We start from the raw sequence: 12,795 nt of genomic DNA, 5'->3' as shown, positions 1-12,795 counted from the left end.
TTTTACTTCTCAATTAGATGGTGCCCCGGGCCGGACTTGAACCGGCACAGCGCGAACGCCGAGGGATTTTAAATCCCTTGTGTCTACCAATTCCACCACCAGGGCACGCAATTTCTTGCGATGGTTAGACACCATCTGTGATTACCGCTTTCGCCATAATCTTTAATTTGGAGCGACACACGAGGTTCGAACTCGTGACCTCAACCTTGGCAAGGTTGCGCTCTACCAGCTGAGCTAGTGTCGCATAGATTCTCATAAGAGAATGGAGGCGCGTCCCGGAGTCGAACCGAGGTCCACGGATTTGCAATCCGCTGCATAGCCACTCTGCCAACGCGCCGCAAAATTCCTAAAGAAGTTATCTTCTCCAGAATTTTTTGCCCTCAACGAGTCACCTCGCTGCGGTACGTGGTGTAATTTACTGATTTTACAGAATCAGTCAACGAAAAATTATGACTTTTTATTTAACTGGTTAAATTCCATAACATCGAACCATAAATCAGCCCATAAATGATCAAAAACCAGACAATCTTATTGTTTGAATTTAGTTTGCTTATAAGATTGCAGATCGCGATAACGATGCAGCAAAATCCTCATAACTAAATTCATTAAGTTTTTCGATACTGCCATTACTGCGACGGCAATAAATACTTGGCATACGTAAACCATTAAACCAATTTAACTTCACCATGGTATAACCTGCGCTGTCTGCAATATGTAATTTCTGTCCAATCGTTAATGGCTGTTCAAAACTGGCAACACAGAATTGATCGCCTGCTAAACAAGAACAGCTACCAATCACGTATTGATGGCTCCCCTCTTTTGACGATTCTGTGATTGTTGCGGGTTCATTATAAATTAAGGTATCAAGCCGATGTGCTTCTGTCGCACTGTCTACAATGGCAGTTTTCATACCGTTCTCGACAATATCAACCACAGTCACCACTAAGTCAGTCGTTTGGGTAATAATAGCTTCACCCGGCTCAAGATATAACCGAACATTAAAACGCTCTGAAAATGCTTTTAATGCAATAGCTAACTTTTCTAGCTCGTAATCCGGCCAAGTAAAGAAAACACCGCCACCTAAACTCACCCAATCAAGTTTTTCAAGATAACGCCCGAAACGTTCTGATATAGAGTCTAATAACGCAATAAACGCATCTGCACTTTTATTTTCACAGTTCATATGAAACATCGCGCCATCGAGTTCATCAAACAGTTCATCTGTTAATAGGTTTTCTTGCACCCCTAGACGCGAATATTGACGAGCAGGATCAGCTAAATCTTGCCCTGCACAACTTATCCCCGGATTTAAACGTAGACCAACAGACGCTTTACCGTCAGCCAAATGGCGATGAGCTTGCAATTGAGAAACAGAGTTGAAAATGATTTTATTACAGTACTGTAGAACATCTTCTACGTCTTCTTGACTATATCCCACACTATAAGCATGCGTTTCACCACCAAACTTTTCAGCACCTAATCTAACCTCAAACGGCCCACTGCTGGTAGTACCATCAAGATAAGGCTTCATGACATCAAACACGCCCCACGTGGAAAAACATTTTAATGCAAGGACGAGTTTTACTCCGGATAATTGTTTTAACTTTTTAGCTTGTTCTAAATTGTTGATCAGCTTCTGCTCATCAATCATGAAATATGGCGTTTTCAATACGGCTTTCTCTTTTATATAAGTAAGAAAGCGAGCCTGCTTCTATATACAAGCTCGCTTAAATAGCTGTGTCTTATTTCAAGATGTGAATATCAGGTTGACCAACAGGCAATTCTTGAACATGCCAATCTAAACCAATGGTTGGCATTGTTGCTAAAAATGGATCTGGGTCGAGCTGCTCCATATTGAACACACCTTTATCAGCCCACTTACCATTAAAGAACTGTAATGCGGCAGTAATAGCAGGAACACCTGTTGTGTATGAAATTGCTTGATGCTCTACATCTTCATACGCCACTTCATGATCAGCGTTGTTGTAGATAAACACACTGCGCTCTGTGCCCTCTTTTTTTCCTTGTACCCAAGTACCGATACAGGTTTTTCCTGTATAGCCAGGAGCAAGCGATGTTGGATCCGGTAATAACGCTTTAAGAACGTGCAGTGGTTGTACAACAGTACCATCATGCAGCGTGAGTGGATCTGGGCTTAATAAGCCAATATCACGCATACAATTGAAATAATTGAGGTATTTGTCACCAAAGCCCATCCAAAATTCAATACGTTTTGCTGGAATAAATTCCTGCATTGAACGTACTTCATCATGTGCCATAGAATAAACTTTATGCTTACCGACTAACGGGAAATCAAATTCAAGCATACGGCTATGGCAACCCACTTGTTTCCAATCACCGTTTTCCCAATAGAATGAATCACCTTGAATTTCTAACATATTGGTTTCTGGATCAAAGTTAGTCGCAAATTTCTTACCGTGATCCCCTGCATTCACATCCATGACATCAATGGTGTCGATTTCATCAAACAAATGCTTTACGGCATAGGCTGCAAACACACTAACAACACCCGGATCAAAACCTGCCCCTAAAATGCCAGTGATCCCCGCTTGCTTGAACTTCTCACGGTAACCCCATTGCCAATCATAAGCTTGAGGCACTTGCTGACCTTCAGAGCATAAATCAACAGCAACAGATGTATCGAGGTAAGAAACTTTCGCTTGATAGCACGCTTCCATGATTGACATATTGACCCACGGAGGCCCTGCATTAATAACCAAATCAGGTTTCACGTCTTCAATTAAAGCAACTAATGCATCAACATCGTCTGCATTGACGGCACGTGCTTGAATTGTCTTTGTCGGATCTTTTAGATTACTTTTCTTATCAATCGAGCTAATGATCTTTTCACATTTGCTGATTGTACGGGAAGCTAATGTAATATCACCCAATACATCATTATTCTGCGCCGCTTTATGTGCGACAACCCAGCCCACACCACCAGCACCAATTTGTAAAATAGCCATTATTTCTTTCCTTTTAAATTCATTTATCTGTGTGGTTGTCTTACTGAGTTGAAGACAATAGCGATTGACCTAATTGAGAGACTTTATTCAATAAGGTTTTAAAATCGTTAATAGTTAAACACGGGTTTAAAATTGTGAACTTCAATGCCACTTTATCGTCAACAACAGTTTCACCCAGTACAGCTTGTCCTTGTACTAATGCATCTATACGCAATTGTTTATTCAATTGGTTAAGCTGCTGCTCACTTACGTTTGCTCCTTCACCTACAAAACGGAAAAGCACGGTAGATAAAGCAGGATCGGCCAATAACTCAAATTGCGGTTGTTGATTAACTAAATCGGCGACATGCTGCGTTTGATTAATAAGATGGTCGTACATTTTACCTAATGCATCAGCGCCAACGCTTTGCATAGTCATTAACACTTTTAAAGCATCAAAACGCTTAGTTGTTGCTATTGATTTATCCACTAAATTTGGCAGTAAATCATCTTCACGGTTAAGATAATCAGCATGGTGGAGCAGGTATTTAAAGTGCGCTTTATCTTTCACTAACACTGCACCACAGCTAATCGGTTGAAAGAAAAGCTTATGAAAATCAACGCTTAAAGAATCCGCTTTTTCAATGCCATGTAATCGACTTTGATGACGACTTAAAATCAGTGCGCCACCGTATGCGCCATCAACATGGAACCAAAGATTGTGACGAGCGGAAATATCTGCCAATCCGGTAAGATCATCAATTGCACCGTGATCTGTTGTCCCAGCAGTGCCAACGACGGCAAATGGAATAAGATCATCGGCTTTTAATGCTTCAATCGTGGTAATCAATGATGCTAATTGAATAGTGCCATCAGGATTGGTATCAACACAGACTACAGATTGTTCACCAAGCCCCATCAACGACGCTGATTTTTGCACCGTGAAATGGGATTTTTTCGAGCATAATATACGTAGTTTATCCGCGTATGATGGCAAACCTTGTTGCTGAATATTATGACCAGAGATCGTGTCTGCAGCCCAATCACGTGCTAACAATAATCCCATCAGATTGCTTTGTGTTCCCCCACTGGTAAACACACCATCTGCTTGTTGGCCTAATTGATAAACATCGCACAACCAGTCAACAATTTTCTGTTCAACAAACGTTGCTGCACTGGCCTGATCCCATGAATCCATTGACTGATTCAATGCAGCAATAAAAGCTTCTGCTGCAATAGCAGGGATAAGTGGCGGGGTATGCAAATGCGCTATACAGTGTGGATGTTGCACCATAATTGAGTGCTTCGCGATAAGATCGCCTGTTTGATCAATCACGGCATCAAGTGAGGATTGTGGCTGATTTAAATCAATGCCATTAATTAGCGTTTTTAATAATTGAGGATCCATCCCCGAATAAGGCTGATTGGTTTGTTCAAAGACTTTTTTCAGTACTTGAGTCGTTTGATTCAGTGCCGTTTCAAAGCTCTCAGATCCGCCTTTACCCGTTTGAATAAAGTACTCTTTCCAATTAGCTTTATTATCCGACTCTAACACCAATCCTTGTTCAATCGGTTCAACATGGACCTCAATAGCCTCTTTAACCGTATTAATCACAAAATCAAGTTGTTCAAAGCTAATGATAAGAGGCGGTAAAAAGCGTAGTACCGAGCCTTGACGCCCACCTTTTTCAATAATCAAACCGCGCTCTAATGCAGAGCGTTGAATTGCAGCGGTTAACTCAGGATCGGCGATCGGCTCACCAAACTTATTCTTACTACCATCAGATTGGACAATTTCGATGCCCAACATTAAGCCTTTACCGCGCACTTCAGCAATACAGCTAGTTTGTGCTGCCACTTTTTCTAAACCGCGACGCAGATACATACCGGCTTTTTGGGCATGCTCAACTAAACCATCTCGTTCGATAATTTCTAACGTTTTTGCGCCTGTTGCCATCGCAAGCTGGTTGCCACGAAATGTGCCGGTATGCTCTCCAGGATTCCAACTATCAATCTCTTTATTAAAAACAAGGACTGACATTGGCAAACCACCGCCCACCGCTTTTGATAAACAAAGAATATCTGGCGTGATCCCTGATTCTTCAAACGCAAAATTGTGACCAGTTTTACCAATACCGCATTGGATCTCATCAAAGATAAGTAGAATGCCATGCTCTTGCGTTATTCGACGTAATTCTCGCAGCCAAAAAGCAGGCGCAGGAATAACCCCACCCTCACCTTGTACAGGCTCTACAATAATGGCAGCAGTTTTTTGAATGCCGCTTTCATCGTCACTCAGCATACGTTCGATATAACGTAAGCTTTGTTTTGCGCCTTCATCGCCAGACAAACCATACGGACAACGTAATGAATAGGGGAATGGCAGGAAATGTACATCAGCCATTAACCCTTGACGGCGAGATTTAGTGTTTAAATTTCCCATCATCGCCATCGTGCCATTGGTCATTCCATGATAAGCACCATGAAAAGCGGCCAGGGTATTTCTACCTGTCGTTTGTTTGGCAAGTTTAATCGCAGCTTCTACCGCATCAGCCCCTGTTGGGCCACAAAATTGTACACAAGCATTATTCGCAAACGATTCGGGGAGGAAGTTCAACAATTGCTTAATGAATTTATCTTTAGCAACCGTTGTGATATCGAGAGTTTGATATGGTAGACCTGATTCTAATTGGTCAACAATTGACTTATTAATTTCTGGGTGATTATAGCCAAGTGCTAGTGTTCCTGCCCCAGCTAAGCAATCAATAAATAATTGCCCACGGGTATCTTCAACTAATACTCCTGCTGCTTTCGCTATTGCTAAAGGTAAACGTCTTGGGTATGAACGTACATCCGATTCATAATGCTCTTGGCTTAATAGCAATTCATCAAGCGTTAAGTCATATAAACCATTAACAACAGGCACTGTTGTTGATAGATCAGTGTCGCCAAAATTAAAAAGTGTAGACATATTTCGTTCCTGTCATCACTTAGCTTTTGCACAAAAAACGTAACAAAAGATAAGCAAAAACCATATTAATAACGATATAAATACCGAGTTAAGATTTTTAAAGATGAAACCACACTCAAAATACAAATATGCAGAAGCAATAAGCACCTGCAGTAATATGCAACTCTATGTTTAGTGTGATTTTTGATCAGGAACGATCAAGGCTCCGTAATAATACGGTATTTCGGTAAATGAAAACCAAAATGAAATGAAAGTGATAATAGATCCACTGTTGGGTCCCTTAAATATGTGTCAGCTATTACAAAGCTGAACATCGTATAAATTCCCTTCTATTTATGCTGATAAGCATAAATACCTACTGCGTAATTGCTAGATGAACTACGTTATTATCTTACTCAAGCTAAGACTGGGCAAAAATACCACAACCCATTAATAAAAAACAATATTGAAAAATAAAAAGATATAAACTTTTACAATTAATTATGTTCGAAAATTTAGCCATAATTCGACTGTTACTAGAGCTAAAACAACCTTTAACATTACCCCACAAAAAGCCCAATAAATATAAATATCATTATAATTCAATAAGGTAAAATAATTAACAACATACAAACTAATAGAATCGAAGACGCTTTGTTATAAAATCGTAAATCTAACGTATTGATTTTCTGAAATACCACTAAAGTAGTATTTAGAATGCTACTTGATTTAAATCATATTTCTTCACATTTTGTCTTAATACACTACAACCAATTTAAGGTATGGTGAAGTAGGTTTTATGAGCAAAATTAAATTGGCAATTATCGGCAACGGTATGGTCGGCCACCGTTACATCGAAGAATTAATAGATAGATCGAATATCGAAAACTACGAAGTAACCGTGTTTTGTGAAGAACCCCGTGTCGCATACGACAGAGTACATTTATCTTCTTATTTCTCTCACCATACAGCTGATGAGCTTTCTCTTGTTAAGCAAGGACTTTACGAAAAACATGGAATCAATGTTTTGCTCGGCGAACGCGCCATTAACATTAACCGTGAACAAAAGCTTATTCTCTCTAATTCGGGTCGTGAACTTCGCTACGATAAACTCATCATGGCAACCGGATCTTACCCTTGGGTTCCACCCATTAGAGGTAGCGAAAACAAAGACTGTTTTGTATACCGCACGATCGAAGATCTTAAAGCGATTGAATTAACCGCTAAACGCAGTAAAAGTGGCGTTGTCATCGGTGGCGGTCTACTTGGCTTAGAAGCCGCTGGCGCACTAAAAGCACTGGGCGTTGAAACTCATGTTATTGAGTTTGCTAATGTCCTTATGGCTGAGCAACTTGATCCTCAAGGTGGTCAACAACTACGAAACAAAATAGAACAACTCGGCGTAAATGTTCACACCGGTAAAAATACCCAAGAGATCATCCCTTCCGGTGAAAATGCACGTAATACCCTGCAATTTGCAGATGGCACTTCTCTTGAAGTTGATTTCATCGTGTTCTCTACCGGCATTCGCCCACAAGATAAATTAGCTACACAATGTGGACTAACAACAGGTCAACGTGGTGGTATTGCCATTAATAACGTTTGCCAAACATCAGATGCCGATGTTTACGCCATCGGTGAATGTGCTTCTTGGAATAACATGTTCTTTGGTTTAGTGGCGCCAGGTTACAAAATGGCACAAATCGCGGTTGGTCACTTATTAGGAGAAAAGCAGCAATTTGAAGGTGCTGACATGAGCGCCAAATTGAAGCTACTCGGAGTAAAAGTTGGCAGTATTGGAGATGCTAATGGCCGTACTAAAAACTGTAAAAGCTATGTTTATTTAAACGAACAAGAAGAAGTGTATAAGCGCATTATTGTTTCTGAAGATGGGAAATATCTTCTAGGAGCCGTACTTGTTGGTGATACATCAGATTACGGTAACCTTTTGCAGTTATCGCTAAATAATATTGAGCTACCAGAAAACCCTGACAGTTTAATCTTACCTGCTCATGCGGGTGCAGCAAAACCAGCCATGGGCGTGGAATCCCTACCAGAAAGCGCCGTGATGTGTTCATGTTTTGATGTGACTAAAGGTAAGATTGCAGCAGCGGTTGCTGAAGGACATACGACATTAGGCGAAATCAAAGCCGTTACCAAAGCGGGTACAGGCTGTGGCGGTTGTTTACCTCTTATCACGCAAGTGCTAAACAGCGAACTCGCAAAAGCCGGTATTGAAGTGAATAATCACCTATGTGAACACTTCGCTTATTCTCGCCAAGAGTTATTCCACTTGATCCGTATTGAAGAGATCAAGTCATTTGATGAACTTCTATCGAAATACGGTAAAGGTTACGGCTGTGAAACCTGTAAGCCAACCGTTGGCTCTATTTTGGCTTCTTGTTGGAATGATTATGTACTAACGCCTCAAAATACCCCACTGCAAGATACCAACGACATTTTCCTTGGCAACATGCAAAAAGATGGCACTTATTCAGTGATCCCTCGTATGGCAGGTGGTGAAGTAACACCTGCTGGATTACTCGCCGTTGCACAAGTCGCTAATGATTATAATTTATATACCAAAATCACAGGTGCACAACGTATCGGTTTATTTGGTGCACAAAAAGATGATTTACCAGCCATTTGGCAACGTTTAATTGAAGCTGGATTTGAAACAGGCCAAGCCTATGCCAAAGCGCTACGTATGGCCAAAACCTGTGTCGGAAGCACATGGTGCCGCTTTGGTGTACAAGACAGTGTCGGCTTAGGTGTTGAACTAGAAAACCGCTACAAAGGTATTCGTACTCCTCACAAAATGAAGTTTGGTGTATCAGGTTGTACCCGCGAATGTGCTGAAGCACAGGGCAAAGACTTAGGTCTTATTGCAACAGATGCTGGCTGGAATATGTATGTTGGTGGTAACGGTGGTATGAAACCTCGCCACGGTGATTTACTGGCCGCCGATCTCGACCACGACACCTTAATCAAATATGTTGACCGCTACCTCATGTTCTACGTACGTACAGCTGACAAACTTCAGCGAACATCAACATGGTTAGAAAACCTTGATGGTGGTGTTGAATACCTTCGTGAAGTGATCATTAACGACAAACTGGGTATTAACGATCAACTTGAAGCTGATATTGAAAAGCTGATTAACTCTTACCATTGTGAATGGTCAAATACGTTAGATAACGAACAGCAACTAAAACGCTTTAGTCACTTTATTAACAGCGATAAGCGTGATGATAATGTCGTGTTTGTACCTAGCCGTGACCAACATCGTCCTGCATCTAACGAAGAAAAAGCCAACACTTACACCATTTCATTGGAGGAGAATGTATGAGTTCTTGGATCACTGCATGCCAATTAGACGATTTAATCCCTGGTACTGGCGTGTGCGCCCTTATTGAAGACAAGCAAGTTGCCATCTTTCGTCCCGATCATAGCGAACAACTGTTTGCGATAAATAATATGGACCCGTTTTCAAAGTCCAATGTGTTATCTCGCGGGCTTATTTGCCAGCACCAAGATGAATTATGGGTCGCTAGCCCATTAAAAAAACAACGCTTTTCACTGCTTGACGGTCGTTGCTTAGAAAATTCTGCAATGAACATTGAAAGCTACAAAGTCACAGTCAAAGACGGCAATGTGTTAGTCCAACTGTAACGATAAGAATGGGAACTAGCCTCAGTGCTACTTCCCACTTTTTGGCATAAGTAACAAGCCCAGTACCGAACTTATTTATGCCAAAGAGTTTAATTTTATACAGGGACAAAACTATGTACGCAGACACAATTAAAAAATGTTCAGCCAATGCCGCACGTATCGTTGAATTTGCAGATAAGGAAAAATTCGGGTTTTGGTTAAGCTCAGCCATGGCGGGGGCTTATGTTGGTCTTGGCATCATTCTGATTTTCACTTTAGGCAATATGGTTGATCCCTCTATTCGCCCACTTGTTATGGGAGCGACCTTTGGTATTGCTCTTACCCTCGTAATTATTGCGGGCTCTGAGTTATTTACCGGACACACTATGTTTTTAACTTTTGGTGTTAAAACAGGCCAAATCACTGTCGCTGATACACTTCGCGTTTTACCACAAACATGGATGGGAAACTTACTGGGCTCAGTTGGCGTCGCGTTACTGTTTTTCTACGCAGGTGGCGGAAAACTATTACCTGATGCAAATAGCTTATTAAATAACGTCGCTCTTGCAAAAACAGACGCTTCAGCATCGGTACTTTTATTTAAAGGTATTTTATGTAACTGGCTTGTGTGTTTAGCCATTTGGATGTGCCAGCGTGTTGAAGGCTCAGCTAAATTTATTGCTATTTGGTGGTGCTTACTGGCCTTCATCGCATCAGGATATGAGCACTCTATTGCTAACATGACCATCTTTGCTCTTTCATGGTTTGGTCAACATAAGGAAGCATTCACTCTAGCGGGAATTGGTCATAACTTATTCTGGGTAACGCTAGGTAATACAATTTCAGGTGTTGTATTTATGGGCTTAGGCTACTGGTTCGCCACACCGCGTAACCAACGCCCATATTTAGGCTCTGCACAGAAAACAGAACCGCAACAGCAAGCCGCTTAATTGACAACCTAAAATAAAAATCAGCCTGGAGCTAATAGAATGACAACGAATGAAACTGTGTTTTCACTGCCAACCTCAGAAGAAGAACCTGCTGCTATCGGTAAAGTAATACTTGTAGGTGCAGGTCCTGGTGATCCTGATTTGTTAACAGTAAAAGCATTACGTTGTATTCAACAGGCTGATGTCATTGTCTATGATCGCCTTGTATCTAACGACATTGTTGAACTATTCCCTCAACATTGTGCACGCATTTTTGTAGGCAAAGAAGCAGGAAATCACTGTGTACCGCAAGGTGACATAAACCAAATTCTAGTAGCACAAGCACTCAGCGGAAAATTAGTGGTTAGACTTAAAGGCGGTGACCCGTTTATTTTTGGTCGAGGTGGCGAAGAACTAGAAGCCTTATTGCCATTTAATATTCCCTTTGAAGTGGTACCTGGTATTACGGCCGCATCAGGTTGCGCCGCTTATTCTGGTATTCCATTAACCCATCGCGATCATGCACAAAGCGTTCAATTTATCACCGGCCATTTAAAAGAAGGGAAAGATCAAATTGACTGGTCATCACTGGCTCGCGCTAACCACACTTTAGTCTTTTATATGGGGTTAAACCAGAGCCATGTTATTCGCCATAAACTCAGTGCGTATGGCATGTCGCTGGCAACACCTATTGCTATTATTGAACGTGGTACCAGTTCACAACAACAAGTACATACTGGTGATTTAGCACACTTAGAGATATTAGCCAAAGAGGCTGAAAGCCCAGCGCTTATTGTGATAGGTAGTGTTACGACCCTCACTCATCGCTTAAATTGGTTTAAAGCAAGACAAGAGATAGAAACACAAAGCTATCCAAAAGTTTATCAATATCAAGTAAACCGTAAGGTAAGCTAACGCAATCAAATAAAAGGCACTAAAGTTTATTACTAGTGCCTTTTTTAATACGTTTGTGACGATCATTTTTACAAGCAAAATAACTCAATTTACAGCCAAGCCATAACTGCAGTAACAAATAGTCCAATAAGCCCCAGTAAACTCACCGCGAAAAAGATACTGCGTAATACTTTTAAATTAAAGTAATAACACAACATATGCCCTATTCGTCCGAATAAATAAACCACAGCGAAGCCATTAATCCAGTGAGCAATGGGCTGAGAAAATAATGCAAACAGAACGAATACAATAAAGATCCCAAGGCTTTCATTACTATTAGCTAATGCTCTATTAGCACGAAATAAAAAGTGTTCATGGTTAGCTTCAATAGTAAAACCGGGGATATGCTTTTGACTAAGAATAGCAATATCTAATACGATTAATTGCAATAGTAACAACAATCCCAAAGAGCCAATAACCCAAATTGTCATTTTATAGGGAAGCAAAAACTCCATTGAATTATCCTTTTCTATTCGTTCTCGGTTTGCCACACCTCATAATGGCGTTCAACATTTGAAGTGACTCTCCCCCATTCAGATGCTTTGACTCGCCTTTGGTGATGTTCGAACGCAGTATTACTAGAAAACTCTTCATAAACATCAAAATAACAAGGAGAATGTGAACGTTGATAAACATTAAACACTAGACAACCAGATTCTTGCTTCGTTAATTCGACGTGTTTCTCAAGTGCTTTGCTAACAAGATTAAGTTCTTCTTCAGGAACGACAATAAATCCTTTTAATATCACTTTTCCCATATTTTCAATTTCCTCAATAATCTGGAATGTTCTGCTTAATATCTACTTTAAAAAGAGATTCAATCGGCTTATCAACAAAATAGGCCCATACATGATCAAAAACACGGTGCTGATTGGGAAATGGCGTTAGTGCTTTTGCTTCTTCTAGTGTGCACCATTGATAATCTGTATGTTCGTGATTAAGTGTTACGGCTTGATTTGGAGGGCACATCACCACAAAAACAGGAATAATTTGCAGCACATTAACGTTGGCTTCAAAAAACTGTTGCAGATATTGGGCGTTATAAAGATCTACCACTTCAATTTGGGTCTCCTCTTTAAACTCACGGACAATGGCTTGCCAACCCGTTTCATCACCTTCGATAGAACCGCCAACATGACACCAATATCCACCTTTAACACGCTTCATGAGTAGCATCTTCATCACGCCATCAATTTCTGATAACGCAACGCCCGCTACAATCGAAGAATCAATCGGGATCATCATCACTCCTTAATTTGTTGATCACTACCCTTTTCTAGTTATACACGAATAGTTATAAAAAAACGGCTGCACATTGAGCCGTTTGATCAGTATAGAAAATTAAC

10 protein-coding genes and 3 tRNA genes are annotated in these 12,795 nt (G+C 40.7%); 4 read left to right on the top strand and 9 right to left on the bottom strand.

Annotation, left to right across the window (positions count from 1 at the left end; all coding sequences use genetic code 11):
- Nucleotides 1-18: 18 nt before the first annotated feature.
- From C9J40_RS05455 to C9J40_RS05430, 6 genes are all read right to left on the bottom strand, one after another.
- A tRNA-Leu gene (locus C9J40_RS05455) sits at nt 19-105 on the bottom strand.
- Nucleotides 106-168: 63 nt separating this feature from the next.
- Nucleotides 169-244, bottom strand: a tRNA-Gly gene (locus tag C9J40_RS05450).
- A 19-nt stretch (nt 245-263) separates the two neighbouring features.
- Nucleotides 264-337, bottom strand: a tRNA-Cys gene (locus C9J40_RS05445).
- Nucleotides 338-550: 213 nt separating this feature from the next.
- Nucleotides 551-1,687, bottom strand: a complete 1,137-nt coding sequence (gene nspC / locus C9J40_RS05440; RefSeq protein WP_369918772.1) for a carboxynorspermidine decarboxylase — start codon at nt 1,685-1,687, stop codon at nt 551-553.
- A gap of 55 nt (nt 1,688-1,742) precedes the next feature.
- Complete coding sequence (locus tag C9J40_RS05435; protein WP_107246044.1) at nt 1,743-2,987, bottom strand: carboxynorspermidine synthase; 1,245 nt, start codon at nt 2,985-2,987, stop codon at nt 1,743-1,745.
- A gap of 40 nt (nt 2,988-3,027) precedes the next feature.
- The gene (locus C9J40_RS05430; RefSeq protein ID WP_107246043.1) at nt 3,028-5,937 is read right to left on the bottom strand and encodes a pyridoxal phosphate-dependent class III aminotransferase; all 2,910 of its coding nucleotides are present in this window, start codon (nt 5,935-5,937) and stop codon (nt 3,028-3,030) included.
- A 778-nt stretch (nt 5,938-6,715) separates the two neighbouring features.
- Between C9J40_RS05430 and nirB the strand changes: the two genes are divergently transcribed.
- From nirB to cobA, 4 genes are all read left to right on the top strand, one after another.
- On the top strand, nt 6,716-9,265 hold the full coding sequence (gene nirB, locus C9J40_RS05425; RefSeq protein WP_107246041.1) for a nitrite reductase large subunit NirB: 2,550 nt from the start codon (nt 6,716-6,718) through the stop codon (nt 9,263-9,265).
- A complete protein-coding gene (gene nirD, locus C9J40_RS05420; RefSeq protein WP_107206345.1) occupies nt 9,262-9,588 on the top strand; it encodes a nitrite reductase small subunit NirD in 327 nt (108 codons plus the stop codon). The genes nirB and nirD overlap by 4 nt, the downstream gene beginning before the upstream one ends.
- A 113-nt stretch (nt 9,589-9,701) precedes the next feature.
- Nucleotides 9,702-10,517, top strand: coding sequence for a nitrite transporter NirC (gene nirC / locus C9J40_RS05415; protein WP_107246040.1), 816 nt, complete (start codon nt 9,702-9,704; stop codon nt 10,515-10,517).
- A gap of 39 nt (nt 10,518-10,556) precedes the next feature.
- Nucleotides 10,557-11,411, top strand: a complete 855-nt coding sequence (gene cobA / locus C9J40_RS05410) for a uroporphyrinogen-III C-methyltransferase (protein WP_107246038.1) — start codon at nt 10,557-10,559, stop codon at nt 11,409-11,411.
- An 89-nt stretch (nt 11,412-11,500) separates the two neighbouring features.
- Here the strand turns inward: cobA and C9J40_RS05405 are convergent, their stop codons facing one another.
- From C9J40_RS05405 to C9J40_RS05395, 3 genes are read right to left on the bottom strand one after another with little or no spacing between them, the layout of a single operon-like run.
- Nucleotides 11,501-11,905, bottom strand: a complete 405-nt coding sequence (locus tag C9J40_RS05405; RefSeq protein ID WP_107246036.1) for an MAPEG family protein — start codon at nt 11,903-11,905, stop codon at nt 11,501-11,503.
- A 14-nt stretch (nt 11,906-11,919) separates the two neighbouring features.
- Nucleotides 11,920-12,207, bottom strand: a complete 288-nt coding sequence (locus C9J40_RS05400; RefSeq protein ID WP_107206341.1) for a putative quinol monooxygenase — start codon at nt 12,205-12,207, stop codon at nt 11,920-11,922.
- Between the two features lie 13 nt (nt 12,208-12,220).
- Entirely contained in the window at nt 12,221-12,691 is a 471-nt protein-coding gene (locus C9J40_RS05395; protein WP_107246034.1) for an NUDIX pyrophosphatase, read from the bottom strand.
- Nucleotides 12,692-12,795: the final 104 nt, after the last annotated feature.

This window comes from Photobacterium sp. GB-72 (genome assembly GCF_003026095.1).
Classification (GTDB): domain Bacteria; phylum Pseudomonadota; class Gammaproteobacteria; order Enterobacterales; family Vibrionaceae; genus Photobacterium.
This window is presented reverse-complemented; position numbering and strand designations above follow the sequence as displayed.